Source organism: Klebsiella sp. RHBSTW-00484 (assembly GCF_013705725.1).
GTDB lineage: Bacteria > Pseudomonadota > Gammaproteobacteria > Enterobacterales > Enterobacteriaceae > Klebsiella.
In genome coordinates this window covers 6,163,710-6,188,317 of the sequence record NZ_CP055481.1, presented here as the reverse complement: position 1 = coordinate 6,188,317, position 24,608 = coordinate 6,163,710, and the positions used below count along the sequence as shown (strand labels likewise).

Here is a 24,608-nt window from a genome sequence, read left to right as displayed (position 1 = left end):
ATTCGTTGCCCTGTAGTTCGTCAGGGAGGAGCTCGCTATGTTTGAATCTTTAAAAACGCTGTGGAAAAAAGAAAATAACCCGCCGCAGGATTATGACCAACAGGCCAGCCAGCTGGCGGAGGAAATAACCCGGCTGGAAGGCGAATTACAGGGCAACCCCGGCAATGGCGAAGTACAGAAAGCATTAATGCTGATTTATAACCGTGCGCTGTCGGTGTATGCCAAAAGCAAAACACATCGGCAAGAAATAGATGCGCTTTTTATTCGCATTGATGAGTTACGTAACATTATTCGCCGCAATATTTAGAACCTGTTCATTAGGCTATCTTGTTTGCCAGTTTGAACCAGGGCAGTGCTCAAAATCCTCACGTACTACGTGTACGCTTCGGTTTTTCCGCGCTGTCTGTGTCCAAACTGCCTGCACCGATAACGCCTACTGATATAGGCTCTTAAGGAGTCGTAATGACAATAAAAGAATTACTTATTGAGGCCGATGCCATTCAGGTCGGCGTCACGGAGTCCGACTGGCAGAAGGTGATTCATCTGGCCGCCAGTCCGCTGGTAGCAAAAGGATACATTTCGGCGGATTACGGCCAGGCGGTCATTGATAATACTCTGCATCATGGTGCGTACTACGTTTTTGATGAAGGGGTGGCGATCCCTCACGCCCGTCCGGAGTGCGGCGTAAAGCGCAACTGTTTTAGTTTGGTGGTGCTGAATAAACCGATTCAATTTGCCGACAGCGAGAAGGTGGACATTGTCATTATGTTTGGCGCGCAAGATAGCAATGCCCATATTGAGGAGGGGATCCGCGCTATTATCGCGTTACTCGATAATAATGAGACGATGACGAAGCTGCGGGCCGCCAGCAGCCGGGAGGAGGTCGTCGCGCTGTTATGAAGAGACACCTTACTCCAGGCTGCAAAACGGTGATTTTAATTAACGGCATTCCCGCATCGGGTAAAAGCACCGTCACCCGGCAGCTCTCGGCAGCATTTAATCTGCCGCTGCTGACCATTGACGGTATTAAAGAGCCCTTTATGGCGCGCTTTACTGATATTGATCGACCCTTCAACCGGCAGCTGGGCTGCGCCGCCTATGAGGTTATCTGGTCGATTGTCGGTCAGTCTCCAGCGGGCTGCGTCTGGCTGGTAGACGCATGGTTTGGTTTTCAGCCGCGTGAAACATTGCAGCAACTGCTCCAGCAGGCTGGCGTTGAAAAGGTCCTTGAGGTCTGGAATCACATCTCGCCAGAGCTTGCGGTATCACGCTACGCCACGCGGTTGCAGGATCGCAAACCGGGACATCCGGGTGAAGAGTATCTCCCGGAGCTTCACGCGCTTGCCGAACGGGCGCAACCGATGCGCCTGGGACCGGTATTTACGGTAGATCAACGACAGCTACCAGACATTGGACTCTTAAATGAGTGGATTGAAATACAGATAGGGAATGAAAACTGTAGGCCGGATAAGACGCGTTAGCGTCGCCATCCGGCGTTGGTGAGCCTGATGGCCGGATGCCGCCTGGATATCCGGCCTAAGACATTCCCGCCATCCGCAGCAGCGCCGTTACCACGGCGGCGGCGATAATCACCACAATCAGCGGCATCTTGCGCCAGGCGAGGAACACCGCGAAGCCCACGCCCAGCACCCGCGCCATGCCGGCAAAATGTTCGCCTTCATAAAAGGTGGTCGCCAGCGCGACGGAAAAGAGCAGCACCGTCGCCGCATCGGAGAGCAGTGCCTGGGAGCGTTCAGAAAAGGCTAAACGGCTGCCGAGCTTTGCCCCACCTAAACGCATTAAATAGGTTCCCAGAGATAGCACGGCGATACCGACAATAAACAGCGTCATGTTACCCATTACTTTTTCCTCGCCAGCAGGCCAAACAGCGACAGCAGGACCGGCAGGCCAACCGGCGCAAAAGGCACGGCGGCCAGAGATAGCACCGCTCCGCTACAGGCGCGGATAAGGGTAGTACGGTTTTTAAATGCCGGAACGACCAATGCCAGCAGAATCGCCGGGAATACCGCATCAAGGCCGATGGTTTCCGGAGCCGGAAGCAACTTGCCGACGCCCGCGCCCAGGAGCGCTCCCAGTGGCCAAATCAGCGCCACGCCCAGACCGCATAGCCAGTAGGCAGCCCGGCGCTGTTCGGGGGTTTTCTGCGACAGACCAAAAACCACGCTTTCGTCGTTCATGATGTGGCAACCGAGGAAGCTGGCGGCGCGCTGGCCGACCAGATCGCGTACCGTGACGCCGAAAGGAATATGGCGGGCGTTAACCAGTAAACCGGCCGCTGCCGCTGCCAACGGGTTGCCGCCGCTGGCGACAATCCCAATAAACATAAACTCAGAGGCACCTGCCAGCACGCAAACCGAGAGGACAAAAGGCACCCAAATGGGAAAACCATAGGCGATAGCCAGCGAGCCGTAGGACATGCCGACGATGCCAACCGCCAGGCAGACTAAAAAAATTGCTTTAATGGTGTCGCCTTTGAGGCTGGCGAAGTGCCGCTTCATACTCTTTAGCCATATCGAACGAATTTCCATTATAATGAACGCAACAGAATCGCATTTCAAGACGAACGAATCGTTCGTTATAAAAAACACGGAGCCGTGTATGACCCAGCCAATTAGCCTGATTGCCAAAAGTCTGGTACGTGAACGTGCGCGCACCGGGCTTTCCCTCGCCGAAGTTGCGCGGCGGGCGGGAATTGCTAAATCGACGTTATCGCAGCTGGAATCCGCTAACGGCAACCCGAGCCTGGAAACCCTGTGGGCGCTCTGCGTGGCTCTTGATATTCCCTTCGCTCGTCTGCTGGAACCGCAGGTCAATACCACTCAGGTGATCCGTCGCGGCGAGGGGACGAAAGTTATCGCCGAGCAGGCAAACTATCAGGCGATCCTCCTGGCTGCATGCCCGCCGGGTGCACGGCGCGATATCTATCTCTTGTTGACCCAGCCGGGAGCGGACCGCATTTCACAGCCGCATCCGCTGGGGTCAGTGGAGCATATTATTATCACTCAGGGACGCGCGCGAGTTGGCCTGACGGAAGCGCCGGAAGAACTGGGGGAAGGGGATTACATCTGCTATCCGGCCGATCGAGAGCACCTTTTCCAGGCGCTGGAGCCGGATACCCAGGCGCTGCTGGTGGCCGAGCAGAATTGACAATGCTCGGCGCAGTTCATTTTCTGTAGGGCAATAGCGATAGGACAGGATAGTTCGAGTTGTTGGGAACGATAGCCTCGTTGCAACAGCCAGAACCATCTACCCTCAGCTGATGGCGCCAGGCCCATATCTGTATATCCTCCCTGCCATAGCCTTTGTCGTAGCGACATCAAAGAGCCATCGATGGGCACTCGAATATGAATCAGTTTGCAGTCGGGGAGCCGGGATATCTCATTGACCGTCTGCGATATTGATTTATTAATCGTCACATCCACCCGATCATCACAAATTGATATTTCAACAGGCGCAGCGATGGTTTCTCTGGCAGGCGGGATATGAGCCGTGCCGAATTTTTCCTTTAGCAAGTTTATCCAACAGTCATGGCGGCTATCGTCCACGGCAAGCGGTACGGGTCGCGGTTGTAACAGCAATACGCCCAGGATAATACTTTCCCGCTGGCCCGACTGGAAGGGAGAAGGGACGTAGTCTCTGAGCAATGCCGTTGAGTGAAAACCCAACGTTTTTGCCAGACGCTGAGAGTGTTGATGGCTGGATACCATTTTGATCGTTAACGTGCCAAGACCGAGCTTGTTCGCGATAAGAAGCAAATGTTTGCCAAGCTGAGTGGCAACTCCTCGGTTTCTGATGACAGGGTGCACGGCGAACATGGCCAGCTCGGCGGCCTCCTTATCCGTGTCATGCTGCCATAATGCGGCATGACCAATGATAGTTCCGTTTTGTTCGGCTATCGCACTGTGCCAGTGCCCCTGTGCGTTATGCCAGCTAATCATACTGGGCATATAGATATCAGGATATACATAGCGCTCGCCATAAACCGTTCGGAATAGAGCGCTGATAGCCTCGCTGTCTTGTCGTTGAAAATCTCTTATTCCAATCACTTCACCGTCTCCTGTGCGAGGTAGACACGTTTATCGATCACCCGCAGTAGCTTACCCGTTCGGGTATTACGACTGAGTTCAACCTGGCTGCACCAGTGAACTTGAATGATCAATTGTCCGGCGGTCTGCAGCTCCGCGAGAGCATGATCTCTGGCGACTAACGTACTGCATAGCGTATTCGCCTGGTCTCGCGTTCCGGAACAAGCGATACGTAAGGTCAGACGATCGCGGTGAGTGTCATGTTCCAGTACTAGTTGCCACTGCTGATTACCCAATTTTTCCGTAATGAGCACCGCTATTTCATCAGGGAACACGGATGCATAACCAACCCGTAAACGATGGCCGAGGCTGCTGCGCCCTTGCAAAATAAACTTGCGATTTTTGCTTCCAGAAGGTTCTCGCCAGGCGGCCAGATCGCCTACCGGATAGCGAATCAGCGGCATTAGCGTGCGGGTGAGGCTGGTGACTACCAGCATTCCGGAACGATTGATTTCATTAATTGGCTCACCTGTCGCTTCATCAATAATCTCCACGATGGTTTCGGGTTCAAAAACCCGATGTTCGCCTGCCAGGCAATCTGGAGAGCTGAGTCCGATGAGTCCGGCGTCAACGCTAGCGCAGCCTATGGAGGCGATACGTGCGTTTGGAAATGCTGATTTCAGCAGCTGTAGCTGTTCTGTAAAAAGGCTCTCACTGCCGTAGAGGATGGTTTCAATTCCGGGTAGAAGACAGTTTTTTCTAGTGAGTTCTGCCGCATATTGCAGCAACATCGCCGGTACGCCTACCAGTACGCTAATATCATGCTGAATGATTTGTTCGGTAAGGTTTTGTGATTCAAGCGTTCCGGTGAAAGGGTACTCACATACCGGTGTCGACATGTGTGAAAGAGCGCCATGAATGAAAAGAAAGCTTGCGTACAAATCACCAGCGAAAAATAAATTTGCTACTCGTGCCCCTGGCTTGATCTGGCTGGAGAGGCTACGACCAAAGCTAGTGACGAATGAGCGCCATTCCTGGCGGGAAAAAATGGACAGCTTGCCGCCACCGGTGGTGCCACCAGTCTTAAAAACAATACCATCTTCCACAGGCCCGGTGAGTACCGGCCAGTTTTGCAGACCCTGGCTCTCCTCCCAGTAACGTTTGGGGTTGATGAGCGGCAGGTCTGTTAGCTGCCAGCCGCTGGCGGCAAGATGGCGATAGTGTTCGGCATAGAAAGGCGAACGACGGCGAACGACCTGGACAAGTTGCTCAAGACTTAGTGGACTTCCGGTCATTTCTTCCATGTGAGGTAATGCCGGCTCAAGGAGGTCGGCGCTCTCTGATGTTATCATGTACAAATATCCTTATAGTGAACTGTTCAGTAGGGACTCGCTTAACGGCGTTTATCAATGACCAGCGGCGTTTTACCGCTTTGTGCATGCCGTTCAAATTCCGAGTAAGAACAGTTAATAACGTCTAACTCCAGCATATTGGCGTCCAACGCCATTCCGAGCTCAGGGTCGGTGCAGACCTGTTTTTTGACAGTTTCGATATTGCCTTCAGTTAATATCTGAATACATTCAAGCCCATTGTCTGGATTATGTTTAAGAAGCAATTGGATGGGTGCATTAGCTAGCGTCTCCAGTCGCTGGGGCTGAATAAACATTGTGCCAATACGCACCAGGCTACCGTGGCGGCCCAAAAGTTCAAAACGGGGGCTGGGTGCGCCGCAAGGGCATTCGCCGGGCAGCCAACGGCCGGTATCGCCTATGTCGTAACGAATAATCTTCTGACCCTCGCGGGCCGTCGAGGTAAAGAGCAGACGCCCAGCTTCACCAGGCGCGACAGGCAGATCATTGAGCGGATCGACAATTTCCAGCCACTGAATATCAGCCATTAAGTGAAACACTCCATCCGGGCAATAGCTGCATGCATGCCCCAGAGGGCCGGCATCAACGGAGCCATAGAGGGCTGAACGGATGGTGGTTACGCCAAAACCCTGAATGTAGTCACGCTGAACGGCTCCCATATGCTCTCCTCCTAGCAGGAGTTTCTGAATGCCGCCGTAGTCGCGTAAAATTGCCTCTTCTCGCGTAAATAGCTGATACAGCGTGCTGGGCATACCAATGAGCGTGGTGACCCCCTGATTCACAATCGTTTGGGCGATCTCGTGATAGTCATCATCATGAGGCCCGCCCATTGGAAGATGGGTGACCTCTAGCATTTCAAGTACGGTAAAAAAACTGAGCAGGCCGCCATAGAGATTGCCCGCATACATGAGATTGAGCACTTTGTCGTGCACGGGGTCCAGCCCGGCAGCGAACATGCCTGCGGCGGCGGCCTGCATCTGGCGGTGATAGTCGCGATAGGTAAAACCAGCGAGTTTAGGCACACCGCTGCTGCCGCCGCTGCGAAAGAAAAGCTGGGCGCTGGGCTGCATGGAGTGCTGTAAGAATGCCGTTTTATCCATAATGGGCTGCGGGGCCGACAATATCGGCGGCGGCGGGTTTGGGTCGAGCCTGGCTTGTTGCGACAGGACATTGGCATCCAGCGTAACCGTGACCCGGCGAGCCAGTTGGCTCAAGGCATAAATGCCGTCATGAGGTTCGCCGTGGTAGCTCTCATGCATTTTACCTACGGGGCAAATTCGATTGACGCCAGCGGCCAGCAACAGTTGGCTGAGGGGAATAATATCCCTATCGGCGGCAACCAATCCGCAGGTTTGCAGGTGGGTACGCCAGGGGCGCAGCGTTTGCATCACTTTATGTTGCGGTAGCGGCCGTAGCAATACGGTTCGAAAGAGTGGTGATGGCGTAATAGCCGAGGTGTGTTGCTGAATGATGCGCCAACCGTCTCCTGCCAGTAGAGCGTTGTCCGCACCAGAAAACACAGCGTCCAGCTGCGCGAAGGCGATGGTACTGGTGATATCTGCTGCCGCCTTTTCATCTGGAATTAACGGATGCCACAGCGCGTGACGGTGCTGCATGGCCTCCGCCAGCCTTCTGCCAATATCATGCAATACTGCAGAATCATCGCTATCAACAAAAACGATTTGCGGGCTGGAACAGGCCTGCTGGTCAAAACAGCAAACGTCATCTGCCAGCGCAAGGAGGCTTTCTTCATTAATGGCATCAGGTTTTAGCCAGGCAAAGCTGATTTTATGTCCCCAGGGTATCCACCGACACCCGTCAGGGAGCTGTTGGCGAATCGCCCCAAGCGCGGTATCGCCACCCCAAGCTGATACTCCATCGGCGTGGGCAAGTAACAGGTCCAGGCGTTTTGTCTCTACGGGGACAACAGCGACGAAGTTCGCCAAATGACCCGTTAAATCGCAATGGATAAACGCATGTAGCAGCTGAATTGTCATTCCTTGTTCGCTGGAGCTTGGGCGCAGCCAGTTAATATTACCGACCAGAAGGCTTTCTACTATTGCAAAGAAGGGGAGCAGTTCCGCATTTGCTGGGGTGATATGCACTACGACGCCCAGAGGACGCCAGCCCTCAAACTGTGGCTCACGGTAGTTAATGCGGCGTACGGAAAAGGGATTATCACCCAGCTCATGTTCGAGCTTATGGCGTAGCGCTTCAGGTTGGCAAAATTTTCTGATTTCTTCCCGATAAACCGGGCCCAACTGCGGAATAAAAGCGCAGTCTTTTAGCTGTTCGATAAAAAGCCCAGCGCAAGTTAGCACGATTTCTGGGCGCGGCGGTTGGCTCAGCGCGCTATCCAACTTGCTCGTCAACAGGGCCAGGGCCTCATCTGGCGTGAACGATGGATAGGTTTTTCCCTGAATGAGATACATATTATTTTCCCTTAATAAGTTCTGATGCCGCCAGTGCGCAGCTACGTGCTTTGTTACGACTGGCCCGGCCAAGCAGCTCAAACCAATCCGTTGTCGCGCCGCATCCACATTCTTTGGCGCAGTGCAGTACCGCAAGATCGCTCATGACCACACTATGCGCAGGGCTGGAAGTGATATAAGGCGACACAAATTGTATAAAACCGCTCTGTCCATAATCTTTCACCGCCAGAGAGGCGGTATCGCGGATCCAGGCGCGGGAATAAACAGGAATATGGAAATGGTGATGTGCGCATTCAATGTAAGGCACGCAGTGCTCAACGGAACCATAGCCGTCGCGGCATCGACTATCCGAAATCCCGAGTTGCTGGGTCAGTCGAGAATAAAATGCAGATTTAGGGATTTCCCGGTCGGCATGCGTTTTCCAGCCTCCACCAAAAAAAGCTAACGATTGAGGATGAAGTTGGAGCGCTGGCAGATGCATTTCACGCATGCGTTCGAGTATGAACCACATAAATGCCGGGAACCCCAGGATCCTTACCGGTAACCCCTCTTCAGCAAACTCCTGTAAAGCGCGAATAACACCGTAAGAGTCGAATTCATGCCCGCTTCCGGTGTGACGCAATGCGTAAACGGCGTGATTAACGGGAGCGTATTTACACAAGAACTGGTCAGTAAAAGAGGTGCCGAGAGTGATGTTACCAGCGGGTTCATAGCTCAGGAGCAGGTAGTTGCAAGGAGCATCAGGCGTTTCCCAGCCATAGTGGCGGAAAATGCGATCGACCATTCCCTGCGCGGCTCCAATACTGCGCTCATCATAGCGCATACGGCTTTTCTGCCCGCTGGTACCGGAGGAGGTGAGTTCTAGCGCATCCTGTCCAGACCGACTGATTAGCAAATTTTGTTTGAAGTAGTTGGCAAAAATTGGCGGCAGCTGCGACCACGAATCTATATTTTCTGCATCTGGTTGAATATTATGATGGGTGAGCCATTGGCTATAACCTGGTGTATTCGCTACGTGAAAGGCGACTATTTCATGCATGGCGGCATCAAAAAGTCGTTGTGAATTGCCGTCTTCACAATAAGGGGTGTTGATTGTACAGAGGGCATCAACGCTGGATAGAGTGACCATTTTATTTATCCTTAATAATAAGTCGTTCATGGGTAATTAATGGTTTGGTGCGGTTGCTTTCATTTTATTCTTAAGTTGGTGGCTGAACATTTTAAGCATAATTAACAATGCTGCCAGTATCGGGAAAATAGCCGCGATAATATATGCGCAAAGACTATCGCCTGCGCCTAATGCAGCCATTAATGCGCCCCCGACACTAAAAATAGCGACAGAAATCATTCCTATCATTGCCGATACACAACCTTTCCCAAGTTCGCTGGAAAATAGAGTCAGGCGGTACAGTGTGGCGTTGCAGATGCCAAGGCCGAAAGCATAAATGGCCATGCCAAAAATTAAGGCAATAATGTTTTGGAAAATTAGAGTTATTATCAGCGCCAGAATTATACCGATAAAAACAGGGAAAAGTGAAAAATATAATAATCGCTCCGTCTTGAATTTTTTAGCGCTGTAGTTAAGCACGATATTACCTGCAATCAAAGCGCCGAAAATAGGTAACTGCCATAGCGCATATTCCATCATGCTCATATTTAGATTGTGCACTAACAGCAGAGGGGATAGCGCTATCCACGCCATTAGCGGAAGCCCAGTCAGGCCAAGCACAATACTGCCGGACATACAACGTTGGTTTTTAAGCAGTTCTCCGTAAGCGCGAGCAATGGTTTTTACTTGTAACGGCTGGTATTCAATTTTACTGCCATCGTTACGCATTACTCCGATTGTCTCCGGCATCCAGCGTAACAAACCGAACCAGGTCAGCGCCGCCATAATCGCGATAACAATAAAAATCATTCGCCATGATATATATGAAAGTAAAATGCTACCGACTAGCGGCCCAAATAATGGTGAAAGTAACGCGATATTGGCGAATATAGCAATTAAGCGTATGGCGTCTGATTCTTTAAACCCCTCCTGTAAGGCCGGATAGCTGACCACCACAACAAACCCCAGCCCCATACCTTGAATAAAACGAAGAGAAGTGAAAATCTGGATGTTATTAACCCACGGTGTTACTAGACAGGAAATAGAAAAAATAGCACAGCCGATTAGTAGTAAAGGCCGTCGGCCAAATCTATCTGATAGAGGACCAATTAACCATTGAAACGCAACTCCGCCGAGAAGGTAGGCATTTAGAGACCAGGGGATATAATAAGGCTCAGCATTTAAATCCGCAATGACTAATAACATTCCCGGCATAACAACATCGCTGGCAATATAAGTTAGTAGTTCAAACATAGAAAGGAAAAGGCAAAATATTAAAGCACGCCGCGATGAAATAGAGAGCAGTGAACTAAACATAAAATCCTGTGGAAAATGTTCGGTAATTTTTTTCGTTTATAGCATTTAATTTTTTTAAATCTTTTCTCAATTAATGGTTAATTGAGAAATATCAATGAAGAGATTGTGTTCATCTTTACTTCATATTTAATGATATAATTATGGGATATAGTTCATGATTGAATAATATATAAATAAAATAATTTAACGGCAAAAGGAAACGACTTTTTGATGGTGCACTCTCTTCTTTATGCTTTAGCGAACACAATGATTTTTTTTAACATTATGATTTTTATATAACAAAAAGTTTTGGTTCAAGTATGTTCAGATTGAATAAACATTAGTGTGCGTATAGATCTTTTATATATTAATAGCCCTTAAACTTACGAGAACGCTTCTTGAGCTGATTTAATGCTCTTCTCCTGAAGCTGTTATGTCTGATTATGTTCTGTCCCGGTGCCATCGGCGCTTTGTCGCTCTTGCTGGACGCCATGGCCGTATTGCGGGACACTACCGCATTCTCCCGCGAGGACAGGGATACTTATGTCGTTGAAAGCCATTGCTAAAGAACTTGGGATCTCGGTGACCACCGTCAGTCGTGCGTTAAACGGCTATGACGACGTGTCGCAGGAGACGCGCGCTCGCGTGGAAGCGGAAGCACAGCGTCGCGGATATCGCCCGAATACCTTCGCCCGTCGCCTGAAGATGGGTAAAATTGACGCCGTTGGCCTCGTGTTTCCCGTGGGTCCAGTGCTGTTGAATAACAATGTTTTTCTCGAATTGGTCGGCGAAATTAGCCACGAGCTGGCGCGCTATGAGATTGATTTACTGCTGATTGCCGACGATGAACAGGCCGACAAGCACGGGTATATGCGTATGGTGCAGAGCCGACGCGTCGATGCGTTAATCGTCGCGCATACTCTGGATGACGATCCACGTCTGACGCAGTTGCTATCAGCTGGCTTCCCTTTCCTTGCCATGGGCCGTAGCCGTCTGCCGCAGCCCTACGCCTGGTTTGATTTTGATAATCAGGCCGGAACCTATCGCGCCACCCGCCACCTGATTAGCCAGGGGCACCGGCGTATCGCGCTGTTGAGCGAAAATAACAATCAGGCGTTTATCACTCAGCGTCGTAACGGCTACCTGCAAGCGCTACGCGAGGCCGGATTAGCTGAGGACTGGCTGCGCAGCGTGACGCCAACCCGGCGTAGCGGGTTTCAGGCGACGATGGAGCTGCTGCGTTTACCCGAGCCTCCCACCGCGATCGTCACCGACTGCAACAGCCACGGCGACGGCGCGGCGATGGCTCTTGCCCAGCAGGGGCGCCTCACTGGCGAAAATCGCGTCGCGTTAGTCGTTTACGATGGCTTGCCGCAGGACAGCATCATTGAGACCCAGGTTGGCGCGGTGATTCAATCCACCCGGCAGGGCGTGGGTCGCCAGATAGCCAGCATGGTTCGCCGCCTAATTGCGGGTGACGATCTCGCCTCTCTCCAGGTACTCTGGCAGCCTGAATTCATACCCGGCGAAACCGCCTGATTCACCCCTTTTTAGATTAATTTCCTGAACTCGATCACGGATCCGAAACGTTTTGGTTGGCACCCGAAACGTTTCGGATCAACAGTAAGGCATTCCTTGTTGTGGAGATGTCTGATGTCTGATTCGATTTTACGCCTGCAAAGCGCAGCCGCCGATGTGGTGATAAAAACCCATCCGTTCGCCGAAATTATCTACTGGGGGCCGCACTTAAGCCACTTTTCGCCGCAGGATGCGGCGAGTATTGCCCGCCCGGTTGCCAACGGTCGTCTGGATATTGACACGCCAGTGACCTTAATGGCCGAACTGGGCCACGGCCTGTTCGGCGCGCCGGGCATCGAAGGCCATCGCCAGGGACTGGATGCCTCGCCAATTTTCACCACCACCGATGTGGTGCAGGATGGGCAAAATTTAACCATCACCAGCGAAGACTCGCAGGCAGGCCTGCGGCTATGCAGCGAAATCCAGCTTGATAGCAGCGGCGTACTGAGCGTTCGCCATGGTTTAACCAACCTGCGCGTGCAGCCCTGGCAGGTAGACCGTCTGGCGATTACTCTGCCAGTCGCCGAGCGCGCCCGCGAAGTGATGGCCTTTCATGGCCGCTGGATCCGCGAATTCCAGCCCCATCGTCTGGTTCTCGAACACGACAGCTTTGTGCTGGAAAACCGACGTGGGCGCACCTCCCACGAACATTTCCCGGCGCTGATTACCGGCAGCCAGGCTTTTAGCGAGATGCAAGGCGAAGTGTGGGGCGTACATCTGGGCTGGAGCGGCAACCACCGTCTGCGGGCAGAAGTTAAAACCGATGGTCGCCGCTATCTGCAGGCGGAAGCCCTCTACCTGCCGGGCGAAATGGCGCTGGCGGAAGGTGAAACGTTGTGGACCCCGAACCTCTACGCCAGCTATTCGGCGCAAGGGCTGAACGGCATGAGCCAGCAGTTCCACCGCTACCTGCGCGAACAGATTATTCGCTTCCCGGATAACAAACCACGCCCGGTGCACCTCAATACCTGGGAAGGGATCTATTTCGACCACGACCCGCAGTACATCATGCGCATGGCGGATGAGGCGGCGGAGCTGGGGGTTGAGCGCTTTATCATCGATGACGGCTGGTTTAAAGGGCGCAACGACGACTGGGCGGCGCTCGGCGACTGGTATCTCGATGAGAAAAAATATCCTAACGGCCTGACCCCGGTTATCGACCACGTGAAGTCGCTGGGAATGGAGTTTGGCATCTGGGTTGAGCCGGAAATGATCAACCCGAATTCGGATTTATATCGCGCGCATCCGGATTGGGTGCTGGCGCTGCCGGGCTATACGCTGATTCCTGGGCGTCATCAGTTTGTGCTGAACCTGAATATCCCGGAAGCCTTTGATTATCTGCTGGAGCGGATGAGCTGGCTGCTGGGTGAGCACGCCGTAGATTATGTGAAGTGGGATATGAACCGCGAGCTGGTGCAGCCCGGGCATAACGGCAAAGCCGCCGCCGATGCGCAGACCCGCCAGTTCTACCGCCTGCTGGATACGCTGGTGGCTCGTTTCCCGCATATCGAATTTGAGTCCTGCTCCTCCGGCGGCGGACGTATTGACTATGAAGTGCTGAAGCGCAGCCACCGCTTCTGGGCTTCCGACAATAACGATGCCCTGGAGCGCAATACCATCCAGCGCGGCATGAGTTACTTCTTCCCGCCTGAAGTGATGGGCGCGCACATCGGCAACCGCCATTGCCACGCCACCTTCCGTCAGCACAGTATCGCTTTTCGCGGCCTGACGGCGCTGTTCGGTCATATGGGCCTTGAGCTGGACCCGGTGAGCGCTGATGAACAAGAACGCGCGGGGTATCGCAAATACGCCGCGCTGCACAAGCAGTGGCGCGATGTGATTCATCATGGCGTGCAGTGGCGAGTTGATATGCCGGATGCCACGACGCTGGCGAACGGCGTGGTGAGTGAGGATAAGAGCCAGGCGATTTTCCTCGTCAGCCAGCTGGCGATGCCGGATTACACCCTGATGGCGCCGCTGCGCGTGGCGGGACTGGACGCAGGCGCGCGCTATCAGGTGACGGTGCTCGATCATCCGAATATTCAAATTACCGGAGAGGGCGGCCATACGATGCGTAAGCTACCGGAATGGATGACAACGCCGCAGACCGTAAGCGGCGAGTGGTTACAACAGGCGGGACTGGCGCTGCCAATCCTTGACCCGGAAAGCGCCATTTTGATTGGCCTGCAACGCGTTTGATGGTGACGGGCCGCGAGTCGGCCCTTTTTGAGGAATACACAATGAACCCGACCGTCTGTACCCATAAAAACAACCCCAATTTCTGGATTTTCGGGCTGTTCTTCTTTCTCTATTTCTTCATTATGGCCACCTGCTTTCCGTTTTTGCCGATCTGGCTATCGGATGTCATCGGCCTGAATAAAACCGAGACCGGCATCGTTTTCTCCAGCCTGTCGCTGTTCGCTATCTGTTTTCAGCCCATCCTGGGCGTGATTTCCGATAAGCTCGGGCTGAAAAAGCACCTGATGTGGATAGTGACCGTGCTGCTGGTGCTGATCGCCCCCTTTTTCCTCTACGTTTTTGCGCCGCTGTTGAAAACCAATATCTGGCTCGGCGCGTTGAGCGGTGGGGCCTATATCGGCTTTGTTTTCTCCGCCGGAGCCGGGGCGATGGAAGCCTATATCGAACGCGTGAGCCGCAATAGCGGGTTTGAATACGGTAAGGCGCGTACCTTTGGTTGCCTCGGCTGGGCGCTGTGCGCGACCACGGCAGGAATGCTGTTCAGTGTGAATCCCGAGTGGGTGTTCTGGATGGGATCGGCTGCCGCGCTGGTGCTGGTCGTGCTGGTGGCTATCGCCAAACCGCAGGCCAGCCAGAGCGCCCAGGTGATGGATTCTTTGGGCGCGAATCGCCCGGCAGTGGATTTAAAAACCGCCGTGAGCATGTTCCGTCAGCGCAAAATGTGGATGTTCATCCTGTACGTGGTGGGCGTGGCGTGCGTGTATGACGTCTTCGATCAGCAGTTTGCCACCTTCTTTAAATCCTTCTTCGCTACCCCGGAATCGGGTACCCGCGCCTTTGGTTTTGCGACCACTGCCGGGGAAATTTGTAACGCGATCATTATGTTCAGCTCGCCGTGGATTATTAACCGCATCGGGGCGAAGAACACGCTGCTGATTGCCGGGATGGTGATGGCGGCAAGGATGATTGGTTCCTCGTTCGCCACGACCGCTGCGGAAGTGGTGGCCCTGAAAATGCTCCATGCGCTGGAAGTACCGTTCCTGCTGGTGGGCGCATTTAAATATATTACCGGCGTGTTTGATGTCCGCCTGTCGGCGACGATTTACCTGGTCGGTTTCCAGTTCTCCAAACAGGTGGCAGCGATTTTCCTTTCTGCTTTTGCCGGGAATATGTATGACCGGATCGGCTTCCAGGACACCTATATGATCCTCGGCGGAATTGCCCTGGCCGTCACGCTAATATCCGCTTTTACCTTATCGGGTAAGGCCAAGTCAGAAAAGATTAGCGATAACGCCATGACGGTTTAGAAAAGAGAACGATAATTCACAGGGATGTGCTGAATAGATGAGGAAAGTTTGCACTATGGATATGAAGGAAAGAATGAACAGCGGCGAGCTGTATATTGATTCAGGATATGGCTTGCCGCAGCAGCGGCTGATGGGTAAGGCGCGGGCTTATGAATATAACCACTCGCATCCTTTTAATCAGGAATTAAGAAACGATATTATCCAGCGCATGTTTGCCAACGTGGGCAAAGAGTGCTGGATAGAACCGCCGATTAATATTGCCTATGGTATTCACACCACCATTGGCGATAATTTTTACGCGAATTTCAATCTGACGCTGGTCGATGATGCTGAGATTATTATCGGCAATAATGTCATGTTTGCGCCAAACGTCACCATTTCCACTGCGGGGCATCCTGTGCATCCGACGCTGCGCCATACCCAGCAGCAGTTTTCTCTGCCGGTAGTTATTGAAGATGGCGTCTGGCTGGGTACCGGGGTGATTATTAATCCTGGCGTCACTATCGGGAAAAACTCAGTGATTGGCGCCGGAAGCGTGGTTAACCGCTCAATACCGGCAAACATAGTGGCCGTCGGGGTGCCTTGTCGAGTATTAAGAGACATTACCGATGAGGATAAAAATAAATATCAGCTATTTGCGGGGTGATAATATATTAAATAATAACTTAAATTATCCATCTTATATAAATAATTAGAAGTAAACACAGGTGAGTTTTCTACTCACCTGACCCTCTTATACCTCCGGAAAATAAAAATGAATAAAAAAGTATTATCGATAGCGATTGGTTTATGTTTAATGGCAGGTTCAGCAGTGGCGAAAAATAATCACCTGACCCTCGAGCAGCGTATGGAACAACTCGAAGCGCGGCTTGCCGCCGCTGAAAGCCGGGCGACGGTGGCGGAAAGCCAGGTGCGAGAATTACAGGATAAACAGAATGCCTCTATACAGGCCGCACAAAATGCGGTGCCGGTAAAAAGCCAGACCCCTATTGCAGAGAGTAAAAAGAATATTACCGCACCTGAGCTTAAATTAACCGGTTATGGCGATCTGAAAATCTACGGCGACGTGGAATTCAACATGGATGCGGAAAGCAAACGTGGCTTGCTGGCGATGACCAACGCTGATGTTGGTAGCGACCCAACCTACGAGAACTGGGATTTAAACGGTCGCATCCTGCTGGGTTTTGACGGCATTCGTAAAATGGACAACGGCTATTTTGCCGGGTTCTCCATTCAGCCGTTGGCGGATATGACCGGCTCGATGAACCTCGATGATGCCGCATTCTTCTTTGGTCAGGAGAACGACTGGAAGGTCAAAGTGGGGCGCTTTGAAGCTTACGATATGTTCCCGTTAAATCAGGACACTTTCGTTGAACACTCGGGCAATACCGCCAACGACCTGTACAGCGACGGCCATGGCTATATCTATATGATGAAAGAGGGGCGCGGTCGTTCTGACGCGGGCGGCAATTTCCTGCTAAGCAAGCAGCTTGATAACTGGTATTTTGAGCTTAACACCCTGCTGGAAGACGGCACGTCACTGTATAAAGATAGCGGCTACCATGGTCGCGATATGGAGCAGAAAAAGAACGTTGCGTACCTGCGCCCTGTTGTGTCATGGGCGAAGGATGAATTCTCCGTAGCGGCGGCAATGGAGGCCAACGTAGTGCAAAACGCCTACGGGTATAAAAATGCGCAGGGCAACTTTGTCGATCAGTCCGATCGTACCGGCTACGGCTTGACCATGACATGGAACGGTCTGAAGAGCGACCCGGACAACGGCGTGGTGGTCAACCTGAACACCGCTTATATGGACGCCAGTAACGAAAAAGATTTTACCGCCGGGGTAAACGCACTGTGGCAACGCTTTGAGCTGGGATATATCTACGCGCATAACAAAATCAGCGATTATGCCGGGGTGATTTGCGATAACGATTGCTGGATTAAAGACGAAGGCACCTACAATATTCATACTTTCCACGCTTCGTATCAAATCCCGAACGTGATGAATATGCAGAACTTTAATATTTATCTCGGTGCTTATTACTCTATTTTGGATAGTGACAATAAGCTGAGCCAGGGCGATGACGACGACCGCTACGGCGCGCGGTTGCGCTTTAAGTATTTCTTCTAACGTCCTGAAAGATTGCCCCGCTTAGCGCAGCGGGGCAGCCATGGATTTAATCCAGATAAAACACTTCTTTCAGCTCCGCGCTGACCGGGCTGTTGTCCGGGTTCGCTGGCATCACGTCGCGCATATGTTTCCACCAGCGCTGGCACACTTCGGTACTGGCGACGGCGTTCCAACGTTCTTCCGATTCAATCTCCACCGTGGCGAACAGCAGGTTGCGCTCTTTATCGAGGTAAATTGCGTAGTGGTGCGCGCCGTGGGCCTTCAGCACCGCTTCCAGCTCCGGCCAGATCGGCGTGTGGCGGCGCTGATACTCTTCATGGGCGTCAGGGTTTACCTGCATAACAAAAGCTTTGTGGATCATAATGCCTCCAGATACAGCGCGCGAACTTCGTCACGGCTGGCGATGCGCGGGTTGCACGGTGCGCACGGGTCGGCCAGCGCCTTATCCAGCCAGCCTTCAATGTCCTCTTTGCTGACGCCAAGCTGGCTGAAGCCCTGCGGAATACCGACGCGCTTGCTCAGGGCGCGGATGGCGTTGATCGCCTCCATGCTGGCGGCTTCATCGCTCATGCCGCGAGTCTCGACGCCCATCGCCTGCGCCACGCGGGCAAAACGTGCGACGGCGTTCGGGCGGTTAAAGTTTTCGATGATTGGCAGCAGGATGGCGTTGCACACGCCGTGCGGCAGGTTGTGGGTTGCGCCCGGCTGGTGGGCCAGCGCGTGGACCAGCCCTAAACCAGCGCTGTTAAACGCCATGCCCGCCAGATATTGACCAAAGGCCATCTGCTCACGGGCATCGAGGTTATGTCCGTCGTCCACGGCTTTCGGCAACCACAGGTTGATCAAGCGAATCGCTTCCAGGGCGTTGGCGTCGGTCAGCGGGTGCGCGCCCACGGAAACGAAGGCTTCAATGGCGTGAGTCAGCGCATCCATGCCGGTGGCGGCGGTGATGGACGCCGGAATATCCAGCATCACGCTGGCGTCATCAACGGCGATATCCGGGATGATATTCGGGTCGATAATCACTTCTTTAACCTGACGTTCGGAGTCGATGATCACCGCGTTGCTGGTCATCTCCGCCGCCGTTCCGGCGGTGGTGTTGATCGCCACCAGCGGCACGCCGGCGTTTTTCACCTTGCCGACGCCGGAGTAGGCGGTGGACGGTCCCGGATTGGCAGTGAGGATTTTCACCGCTTTGGCGGTATCAATTGGGCTGCCGCCGCCAAAGGCGATAATAAAGTCGCAGTTTGCTTCCTGATATGCCGCGTAGCCTTTTTGCACCAGCGCTTCGGTCGGGTTGGGGAACACCTCGTCAAACAGATGATATGACATCTGCTGGGCGTCCAGCGCGGCAAACAGGCTATCGAGCAGGCCCATTTTGACCAGATGACCGTCGGTGACGATCAGCGCTTTACCCCACTGTTTGCCCGCCACCAGCTTGACCATATCGCCGATTGCGCCCGCGCCGTGAAGGCTGATTTTAGGAAGTGCCAACATAAAACTCATGATAATTCTCCTTAATGTCGATTTGGGTAATCCGTTTCCCCTCACCCCGACCCTCTCCCAAAGGGAGAGGGGGAAATTAAATTCGTCTTCGCTGCATCATCCGTCGCGTAATAATCGGCAGCGAGATAACCACAATCAGCATCGCGCCGATGATGATCGACATCACGATGCCCGGCACGTTGAGCAGGCTCAGCCCGAAGGTCACCAGCCCCATCAGGAAGGCGGCGATAATCACCCCCACCATGCTGCCGGAACCGCCGAGAATATTGACGCCGCCGAGCACCGCCATGGTGACCACCGCCAGCTCCCAACCCATCGCCAGCGTCGGGCGGGTGCTGCCGAGCCTGGAGGTCAGCAGGACCGCTGCTAGCCCGGCCATTAGCCCGACCAGCGCGAACAGCATCAGGTTGTGGCGTTTAACGTTGATCCCGGAAAACCAGGCCCCGGTCGGGTTATTACCGATGGCGTAGGTTCGGCGGCCAAAGTTGGTTTTATGCAGCAGGAAGGTAAAGGCGGCGGCGAGGAGGATAAACAGCGCGAACTCGAAAGAGAGCGCCCCCCACACGTAACCCTGACCGAACCAGGCGAAGCTGTCCGGGTAGTGATTGAGCGCTTTGTCGCCCAGCAGGATGTAGGTCATCCCGCGATACAAGCTCATGGTGCCGATGGTGATCACAATCGATGACAGGTTAAAGCGCGTCACCAGAATGCCGTTGAACAGACCGCACAGCAGCCCGACGCCCAATCCGACCACCACCAGCAGCGGCGTGTCCATGCCCGCTGCCGCGCAAAAGCCCATCACCGTTGAACTCAGCGCCATCGTCGAGGCCACCGAAAGGTCAATTTCGCGGGCGATAATCAGCATCGCCATTGGCAGCACGATGATCGCTTTTTCGGTGAAATTAAACGTAGCGTCCGACAGGTTCCAGATATTAAGGAAGTAGGGCGACGCCAGGGCGTTAACCACGAATACCGCCAGAGTGACCGCCAGCAGAAAACCCTCCCAGCACAGTAGGCGGCGCAGCGGTGACGGTGCGACCGGGACGCTTTTCATCTCTTCAGACATCATCATTTTGCTCATGATTTCACCGCCTGTTTCTGTCGGGCTAATGCCGCGTTGCGCAGGATTAACCGCCCGTGACCTTTATTGCCGCGCTCGTTAAGCAGCACCGCAATCACGATAACCGCGCCGGAAATCGCCATTTGCCAGAACGGCGAAATGCCGATCACCGGCAGCGCGTTATTGATAACGCCGAGGAACAAGGCACCGCACAGGCAGCCGAGCACCCGACCGGTTCCGCCCATGGTGCTGATACCGCCGATCACGCAGGCGGCGACCACCTGCAGTTCGAAACCGTTGGCGACATCGACGTAGGCGACGGCAAAGCGTGAGATCCACAGGTAGCCGCAGAACCCGGCCAGCGCGCCGGAAAGGCAGAAGCTGATGAACTGCATTTTCCCGGCATTAATCCCGGTGTAGTACGCCGCCGTGGCGTTGCCGCCAGCGGTGTACAGCGCTCGCCCGGTGCGGCTGAAGCGTAAGAAATAGCCGACCAGCAAGAGTGCGGTGATGGCGCACCAGCTCAGCAGCGGCAGGCCCAACAGCGAGGCGCGCGGCAGGCCGAGAAAGTCAGCGCTCATCTGGTGCGAGTTAACCCAACCGCCGTCGGAGAGCAGGAAAATAATCCCCCGGTAAATGCTCATGGTGCCGAGCGTCACCACGATGGCCGGGATGCCGAGCCGCCAGACCAGCAGGCCGTTAATCACCCCCATCAGCAGCCCAAGCAGGGTTGCCAGCGCCAACAGCGCCACCACGGGAATCCCCGGATAGTGGGCGTTGAGCAGGGCGACGATCATCCCGGTGAGCGCCAGGTTGGCGGCCATCGACAGATCGATACCTTTGGTGAGCAGCACCATCATCTGGCCGAGAGCGAGGATGATGAGAATCGAGGTGTCGTTAAACATCTCCACCAGATTGCCTGGGGCGATAAACGACGGCACCCGACTGCCTATCGCGCCGATCATCAAAATGATGACCGCCGCCAGCAGCGCTTCGCGGTGTTTAAGCAGTTGTTTGCCCATTACGCGGCCTCCTGACTGACGCCGCTGGCGGCGCTGACGATGGTTTCTGCCGTGGCCTCACCGGCCTGATACTCGGCGACCATCAGCCCTTCGTGCATCACGATAATCCGGTCAGCCATACCCATCACTTCCGGCAGCTCCGAAGAAACCATGATCACTGCCAGCCCTTGGCTGACCAGCTCGGACATAAATTGGTGCACCGCCGCTTTGGAGCCGATATCGATGCCTTTGGTCGGCTCGTCGAGGATAATCACCTCCGGATGGGTCGCCAGCCATTTGCCGATCACCACTTTTTGCTGATTGCCGCCGGAGAGGGTCTCTACCGCCTGTCGCCAGCTAAAGGCTTTGACCTGCAGGCGCGAGGCGTACTCATCCGCCAGCCGCCATTCGCGGGCGTCGTTCAGCACCCCGTTGGCGTTCAGTTTGCTGAGCTGCGGCAGGCTGATGTTCTGGGCGATCGGCAGGGCGATAATCGCACCCTGTTTCTGCCGCTCTTCCGGGACGCAGACGATACCGGCGCTGATGGCGTCGGCAGGCTGGCGAAAACGCATCGCTTTGCCCTTCAGCACGATCTCGCCGGAAGAGGGATGCGATACACCGGAAAGCGCCTGCATCAGCTCGGTACGTCCGGCACCGACCAGGCCGTAAAAGCCGAGAATTTCCCCTTTGCGCAGGCTGAAGTTGATATGGGCGAATTCGGTAGGGTGGCAGAGATCTTTCACCTCCAGCACCGTTTCCCCTGGGGTACAGTCGACTTTCGGGTAGGTTTGCGTAATGGCGCGACCGACCATCATCGCCACCATCCGTTCTTCGGTGATGTCGTTAATCGCCCCGGAGCTGACGTACACGCCATCGCGCAGAATGGTGTAGTAGTCCGCCAGTTCGAAAATCTCATCGAACTTATGCGAGATAAACAGAATCGCTTTTCCGTCCTGCTTCAGGCGCTCAACGATTTGATAAAACTCCAGAATTTCATGTTGGGAGAGCGCCGCTGTCGGTTCATCGAGGATCACCACCTGAGCTTCAAAGGAGAGCGCCCGGGCAATGGCCACCATATGGCGCTGGGCGATGCTGAGGGTTTTCAGCGTCGCGCGCGGGTCAATCTGCACCTCAAGGCGATTGAGGATCTCGCTGGCTTTGCGGTGCATCGCAGGCCAGTCGAGTTTTTTCAGCAGGCCGGTATGCAGATACTGGCCGACGAAAATATTTTCGGTGACCGACAGCTCATCAAATAGCACGGTTTCCTGATGAATAGCGGTGATCCCCACCTTGTGCGCCGACTCCGGGTTCGGCAGCTGGATAGGGATCGCTTTATAGAGAATTTCGCCCTCTTCGGGCTGATAAATACCGGTCATCACTTTGACCAGCGTGGATTTTCCTGCGCCGTTTTCGCCGATTAAGGCGGTTACTTTGCCGGGCCAGAGATCGAGCTGCACGTTCTCAAGGGCGCGCACACCGGGAAAAATCTTGGTGATGCCCTTCAGCGACAGCAGTGGGGTGGATGCTGACATGATAGTTCTCCGTAAAATCGCCCCTCACCCTAACCCTCTCCCCAAAGGGGCGAGGGAATGGTTTGCTCCCTCTCCCTTTGGGAGAGGGCCGGGGTGAGGGAACAGGGATTAGAAAATCTTCGAGAACTTATCGATGTTGCTGGCATCGTAGACGAACGGCTCGGCCATCGCACCGTTACCGTCGACATCCAGCTTCACTTTGCCCAGCTTGCCCATATTGGCTTCGGTTTTGGTCGCCGTGCCTTTGACTAAATCATCCGCCAGGTAAGTGGCGGCGTAACCGAGGTCAATCGGATTCCAGATGGCAAAGCTTTTGCTGGCGCCGGATTTAATCGCCCCGGCCATTTCCGACGGCAGCCCCAGCCCGGTCACGTACACCTTGCCGATTTTGCCCTGATCCTTCACCGCCTGCGCGGCGGCAACGATCCCCACCGATGAAGGCGAAACAATCACTTTCAGATCAGGATATGACTTCAGCAGACCCACCGCTTCGCGGTAGCTTTTATCGGACAGATCGTCACCGTAGGCGACGGTGACCAGATTGACGGACGGGTACTGCGGCAGCACCTTTTTCATCTCCGCAATCCAGATGTTCTGGTTAGTGGAAGTTGGCGTGGCGCTTAAAATCGCCACATCGCCTTTTTCCACATTGAGCGCTTTCAGCGCATCGGCGGCGAGCTTGACGTTGGTTTCGCCAATCAGCGCGTTGTTGGACGGATTTAGGTGGATCTGGCGGCCCGCAGGCGCGACGCCGGAGTCCCAGGAGACCACCTTAATGCCGCGCTGCATCGCTTTTTTCAGCACCGGCACCACGGCGTCGGGATCGTTAGCGGAAATCGCGATCGCATCCACCCCTTGGGCGATCAATCCATTCAGCACTTCGATCTGCGCTTCGGCCGTGGTGGTGGTCGGGCCGGTATAGATAACTTTTACATCGCCTAACTCTTTGGCTGCCTCCTGCGCGCCAACGTTCGCTGCTTCGAAGAATCCATTTCCCAATGATTTTGCCACGAGGGCAATTTTAACTTCAGCTAAAGCGGAACCGGACAACGCCATGGCGGCAACGGTGAGGATCAAGCTTGTCTTTATTTTCATTGCTTTTACTCCACATGAGTCAGTTTTGTAGGGTTTGCAGGTGATTTTTCGCCCCGTCTCGGTGAGCGGGGCGCGATGTTATTATTGATAAAGATCTAACGCGGACTGCATTGGTTGAACATTAAAGCGTTTGCCAAGGGCGACCAGCTCTTCACGGGTGATGGTTTGTTTCATGCCACCCATTGAATAGACTTTCACCAGCACCTCGGCGGATTTCTCGGCGGTATCGATCAGGCCGAAGGTTTCGTCCAGATTGGGGCCGCTGCCGAAGACGCCGTGGAACGGCCACAGCACCAGCGAGTGTTTCTGCATGGCCTCGGCGGTAGCCTGGCCGATTTCGTCGGTACCCGGCACCATCCACGGCAGAATGCCGACGCCGTCCGGGAATACCACCAGGCATTCGGTGCTGCCTTCCCACAGTTTGCGGGTGAACAACTCGCTATTGTTCTCCAGCACGTAGGTCAGGGCGATCAAGTTGGTGGCGTGGCAGTGCATGATCACACGGTCTTTGCCGTTGGTCAGCTTGATGCGCTCGCTATGGGACAGGAAGTGCGCTGGCAGTTCGGAAGTCGGTACCGCGTCGTGAGTCAGGCCCCACAAAATATGGTATCCCGCGCCGTCGCTGTCGACTTTTACTACGCCGAGGTTAGCGGCCGGGTCGAGCTGGACGTTGCGGAAGAATTTGCCGGAACCGGTCACGATAAACGGCTGATTGGCCAGCGTTGGCATCGGCTGGCTCAGGGCGATATAGCGCGGTTTAGCGTGGAAATCCGCTGCATAAGGTTCGATATCCGCTTCATCGAGGCGCAGCGTCAGGTTGCCGCCGTTGCGCTCGTCCCAGCCTTTCAGCCAGGCGTCGGAAGTGGCTTTAATCATGCCCTGGACGAACCAGGAGTCGATAATGGTCTGCATAGTCTTGTGTTTCCTGTTAATTCGGTGCGGGG

The 24,608-nt window shown here is 54.1% G+C and carries 23 protein-coding genes; 9 read left to right on the top strand and 14 right to left on the bottom strand.

Translation table 11 applies throughout. The features are described 5' to 3' along the window. Window positions 1–37 precede the first annotated feature (37 nt). The 3 genes from HV213_RS29095 (at window position 38) to HV213_RS29085 (ending at window position 1,481) form a co-directional block, all read left to right on the top strand. Window positions 38–307 carry a hypothetical protein gene (locus tag HV213_RS29095; RefSeq protein WP_181484249.1) on the top strand — a complete coding sequence of 90 codons (270 nt, stop codon included), beginning with the start codon at window positions 38–40 and terminating at the stop codon, window positions 305–307. Between the two features lie 155 nt (window positions 308–462). Beyond that, window positions 463–900 carry a PTS sugar transporter subunit IIA gene (locus tag HV213_RS29090; RefSeq protein ID WP_181484248.1) on the top strand — a complete coding sequence of 146 codons (438 nt, stop codon included), beginning with the start codon at window positions 463–465 and terminating at the stop codon, window positions 898–900. Then, window positions 897–1,481: a P-loop nucleotide/nucleoside kinase family protein gene (locus HV213_RS29085; RefSeq protein WP_181484247.1), complete on the top strand. Its 585-nt coding sequence runs from the start codon at window positions 897–899 to the stop codon at window positions 1,479–1,481. Before HV213_RS29090 ends, HV213_RS29085 begins: the two co-directional genes overlap by 4 nt. Window positions 1,482–1,536: 55 nt before the next feature. Here the strand turns inward: HV213_RS29085 and HV213_RS29080 are convergent, their stop codons facing one another. Together HV213_RS29080 and HV213_RS29075 are read right to left on the bottom strand one after the other, a co-directional pair. Next, a complete protein-coding gene (locus HV213_RS29080) occupies window positions 1,537–1,860 on the bottom strand; it encodes an AzlD domain-containing protein (protein WP_181484246.1) in 324 nt (107 codons plus the stop codon). Then, window positions 1,860–2,519, bottom strand: coding sequence for an AzlC family ABC transporter permease (locus HV213_RS29075; protein WP_181484245.1), 660 nt, complete (start codon window positions 2,517–2,519; stop codon window positions 1,860–1,862). Before HV213_RS29075 ends, HV213_RS29080 begins: the two co-directional genes overlap by 1 nt. Window positions 2,520–2,619: 100 nt before the next feature. Here HV213_RS29075 and HV213_RS29070 point away from each other — a divergent pair, with 100 nt between their 5' ends. Next, window positions 2,620–3,168, top strand: a complete 549-nt coding sequence (locus HV213_RS29070) for a helix-turn-helix domain-containing protein (protein WP_181484244.1) — start codon at window positions 2,620–2,622, stop codon at window positions 3,166–3,168. Here the strand turns inward: HV213_RS29070 and HV213_RS29065 are convergent. The 5 genes from HV213_RS29065 to HV213_RS29045 all read right to left on the bottom strand — a co-directional run bounded on the left by HV213_RS29065 (window position 3,090) and on the right by HV213_RS29045 (window position 10,273). Then, on the bottom strand, window positions 3,090–4,067 hold the full coding sequence (locus HV213_RS29065) for a GNAT family N-acetyltransferase (RefSeq protein WP_181484243.1): 978 nt from the start codon (window positions 4,065–4,067) through the stop codon (window positions 3,090–3,092). The two genes, HV213_RS29070 and HV213_RS29065, sit on opposite strands and share 79 nt — an antisense overlap. Next, a complete protein-coding gene (locus HV213_RS29060) occupies window positions 4,064–5,350 on the bottom strand; it encodes a phenylacetate--CoA ligase family protein (RefSeq protein WP_442788175.1) in 1,287 nt (428 codons plus the stop codon). Before HV213_RS29060 ends, HV213_RS29065 begins: the two co-directional genes overlap by 4 nt. Before the next feature lie 89 nt (window positions 5,351–5,439). Beyond that, on the bottom strand, window positions 5,440–7,848 hold the full coding sequence (locus HV213_RS29055; protein ID WP_181484241.1) for an acyl-CoA reductase: 2,409 nt from the start codon (window positions 7,846–7,848) through the stop codon (window positions 5,440–5,442). 1 nt (window position 7,849) lies between these two features. After that, window positions 7,850–8,977 carry a LuxE/PaaK family acyltransferase gene (locus HV213_RS29050; RefSeq protein ID WP_181484240.1) on the bottom strand — a complete coding sequence of 376 codons (1,128 nt, stop codon included), beginning with the start codon at window positions 8,975–8,977 and terminating at the stop codon, window positions 7,850–7,852. 36 nt (window positions 8,978–9,013) lie between these two features. Continuing rightward, on the bottom strand, window positions 9,014–10,273 hold the full coding sequence (locus HV213_RS29045; RefSeq protein WP_181484239.1) for an MFS transporter: 1,260 nt from the start codon (window positions 10,271–10,273) through the stop codon (window positions 9,014–9,016). Between the two features lie 522 nt (window positions 10,274–10,795). Between HV213_RS29045 and HV213_RS29040 the strand changes: the two genes are divergently transcribed. The 5 genes from HV213_RS29040 to HV213_RS29020 all read left to right on the top strand — a co-directional run bounded on the left by HV213_RS29040 (window position 10,796) and on the right by HV213_RS29020 (window position 17,470). Next, window positions 10,796–11,791 (top strand): substrate-binding domain-containing protein, encoded by a 996-nt coding sequence (locus HV213_RS29040; protein WP_181484238.1) that lies wholly within the window; start codon window positions 10,796–10,798, stop codon window positions 11,789–11,791. A gap of 114 nt (window positions 11,792–11,905) precedes the next feature. Beyond that, window positions 11,906–14,029 carry an alpha-galactosidase gene (locus HV213_RS29035; RefSeq protein ID WP_181484237.1) on the top strand — a complete coding sequence of 708 codons (2,124 nt, stop codon included), beginning with the start codon at window positions 11,906–11,908 and terminating at the stop codon, window positions 14,027–14,029. A gap of 41 nt (window positions 14,030–14,070) precedes the next feature. Then, window positions 14,071–15,336, top strand: coding sequence for an MFS transporter (locus HV213_RS29030; protein ID WP_181484236.1), 1,266 nt, complete (start codon window positions 14,071–14,073; stop codon window positions 15,334–15,336). Window positions 15,337–15,391: 55 nt separating this feature from the next. Further along, complete coding sequence (locus HV213_RS29025; protein WP_181484235.1) at window positions 15,392–15,982, top strand: DapH/DapD/GlmU-related protein; 591 nt, start codon at window positions 15,392–15,394, stop codon at window positions 15,980–15,982. Between the two features lie 108 nt (window positions 15,983–16,090). After that, window positions 16,091–17,470 (top strand): carbohydrate porin, encoded by a 1,380-nt coding sequence (locus tag HV213_RS29020; RefSeq protein WP_181484234.1) that lies wholly within the window; start codon window positions 16,091–16,093, stop codon window positions 17,468–17,470. 46 nt (window positions 17,471–17,516) lie between these two features. Here the strand turns inward: HV213_RS29020 and rhaM are convergent, their stop codons facing one another. The 7 genes from rhaM to rhaD form a co-directional block, all read right to left on the bottom strand. Then, window positions 17,517–17,831 carry an L-rhamnose mutarotase gene (gene rhaM / locus HV213_RS29015; RefSeq protein ID WP_181484233.1) on the bottom strand — a complete coding sequence of 105 codons (315 nt, stop codon included), beginning with the start codon at window positions 17,829–17,831 and terminating at the stop codon, window positions 17,517–17,519. Next, window positions 17,828–18,976: a lactaldehyde reductase gene (fucO, locus tag HV213_RS29010; RefSeq protein ID WP_181484232.1), complete on the bottom strand. Its 1,149-nt coding sequence runs from the start codon at window positions 18,974–18,976 to the stop codon at window positions 17,828–17,830. The genes rhaM and fucO overlap by 4 nt, the downstream gene beginning before the upstream one ends. Window positions 18,977–19,052: 76 nt before the next feature. Then, window positions 19,053–20,057 carry an ABC transporter permease gene (locus tag HV213_RS29005; protein WP_181484231.1) on the bottom strand — a complete coding sequence of 335 codons (1,005 nt, stop codon included), beginning with the start codon at window positions 20,055–20,057 and terminating at the stop codon, window positions 19,053–19,055. Further along, window positions 20,054–21,058, bottom strand: a complete 1,005-nt coding sequence (locus tag HV213_RS29000; protein ID WP_181484230.1) for an ABC transporter permease — start codon at window positions 21,056–21,058, stop codon at window positions 20,054–20,056. The genes HV213_RS29005 and HV213_RS29000 overlap by 4 nt, the downstream gene beginning before the upstream one ends. After that, window positions 21,058–22,569: a sugar ABC transporter ATP-binding protein gene (locus HV213_RS28995; RefSeq protein WP_181484229.1), complete on the bottom strand. Its 1,512-nt coding sequence runs from the start codon at window positions 22,567–22,569 to the stop codon at window positions 21,058–21,060. The genes HV213_RS29000 and HV213_RS28995 overlap by 1 nt, the downstream gene beginning before the upstream one ends. Window positions 22,570–22,677: 108 nt before the next feature. Beyond that, entirely contained in the window at window positions 22,678–23,664 is a 987-nt protein-coding gene (gene rhaS / locus HV213_RS28990; RefSeq protein WP_181484228.1) for a rhamnose ABC transporter substrate-binding protein, read from the bottom strand. Window positions 23,665–23,745: 81 nt separating this feature from the next. Beyond that, complete coding sequence (gene rhaD, locus HV213_RS28985) at window positions 23,746–24,576, bottom strand: rhamnulose-1-phosphate aldolase (RefSeq protein ID WP_181484227.1); 831 nt, start codon at window positions 24,574–24,576, stop codon at window positions 23,746–23,748. Between the last annotated feature and the right edge of the window lie 32 nt (window positions 24,577–24,608).

Bases quoted from the DNA above. Each gene is read 5' to 3' on its own strand.
- fucO (WP_181484232.1), bottom strand. From the start codon at position 18,976: ATGAGTTTTATGTTGGCACTTCCTAAAATCAGCCTTCACGGCGCGGGC.
- HV213_RS29090 (WP_181484248.1), top strand. From the start codon at position 463: ATGACAATAAAAGAATTACTTATTGAGGCCGATGCCATTCAGGTCGGC.
- HV213_RS29030 (WP_181484236.1), top strand. From the start codon at position 14,071: ATGAACCCGACCGTCTGTACCCATAAAAACAACCCCAATTTCTGGATT.
- HV213_RS29005 (WP_181484231.1), bottom strand. From the start codon at position 20,057: ATGAGCAAAATGATGATGTCTGAAGAGATGAAAAGCGTCCCGGTCGCA.
- HV213_RS29035 (WP_181484237.1), top strand. From the start codon at position 11,906: ATGTCTGATTCGATTTTACGCCTGCAAAGCGCAGCCGCCGATGTGGTG.
- rhaM (WP_181484233.1), bottom strand. From the start codon at position 17,831: ATGATCCACAAAGCTTTTGTTATGCAGGTAAACCCTGACGCCCATGAA.
- HV213_RS29020 (WP_181484234.1), top strand. From the start codon at position 16,091: ATGAATAAAAAAGTATTATCGATAGCGATTGGTTTATGTTTAATGGCA.
- HV213_RS29075 (WP_181484245.1), bottom strand. From the start codon at position 2,519: ATGAAGCGGCACTTCGCCAGCCTCAAAGGCGACACCATTAAAGCAATT.
- HV213_RS29000 (WP_181484230.1), bottom strand. From the start codon at position 21,058: ATGGGCAAACAACTGCTTAAACACCGCGAAGCGCTGCTGGCGGCGGTC.
- HV213_RS29060 (WP_442788175.1), bottom strand. From the start codon at position 5,350: ATGGAAGAAATGACCGGAAGTCCACTAAGTCTTGAGCAACTTGTCCAG.
- HV213_RS29085 (WP_181484247.1), top strand. From the start codon at position 897: ATGAAGAGACACCTTACTCCAGGCTGCAAAACGGTGATTTTAATTAAC.
- HV213_RS29070 (WP_181484244.1), top strand. From the start codon at position 2,620: ATGACCCAGCCAATTAGCCTGATTGCCAAAAGTCTGGTACGTGAACGT.
- HV213_RS28995 (WP_181484229.1), bottom strand. From the start codon at position 22,569: ATGTCAGCATCCACCCCACTGCTGTCGCTGAAGGGCATCACCAAGATT.
- HV213_RS29095 (WP_181484249.1), top strand. From the start codon at position 38: ATGTTTGAATCTTTAAAAACGCTGTGGAAAAAAGAAAATAACCCGCCG.
- HV213_RS29050 (WP_181484240.1), bottom strand. From the start codon at position 8,977: ATGGTCACTCTATCCAGCGTTGATGCCCTCTGTACAATCAACACCCCT.
- HV213_RS29040 (WP_181484238.1), top strand. From the start codon at position 10,796: ATGTCGTTGAAAGCCATTGCTAAAGAACTTGGGATCTCGGTGACCACC.
- HV213_RS29080 (WP_181484246.1), bottom strand. From the start codon at position 1,860: ATGGGTAACATGACGCTGTTTATTGTCGGTATCGCCGTGCTATCTCTG.
- rhaS (WP_181484228.1), bottom strand. From the start codon at position 23,664: ATGAAAATAAAGACAAGCTTGATCCTCACCGTTGCCGCCATGGCGTTG.
- HV213_RS29055 (WP_181484241.1), bottom strand. From the start codon at position 7,848: ATGTATCTCATTCAGGGAAAAACCTATCCATCGTTCACGCCAGATGAG.
- HV213_RS29045 (WP_181484239.1), bottom strand. From the start codon at position 10,273: ATGTTTAGTTCACTGCTCTCTATTTCATCGCGGCGTGCTTTAATATTT.
- rhaD (WP_181484227.1), bottom strand. From the start codon at position 24,576: ATGCAGACCATTATCGACTCCTGGTTCGTCCAGGGCATGATTAAAGCC.
- HV213_RS29025 (WP_181484235.1), top strand. From the start codon at position 15,392: ATGGATATGAAGGAAAGAATGAACAGCGGCGAGCTGTATATTGATTCA.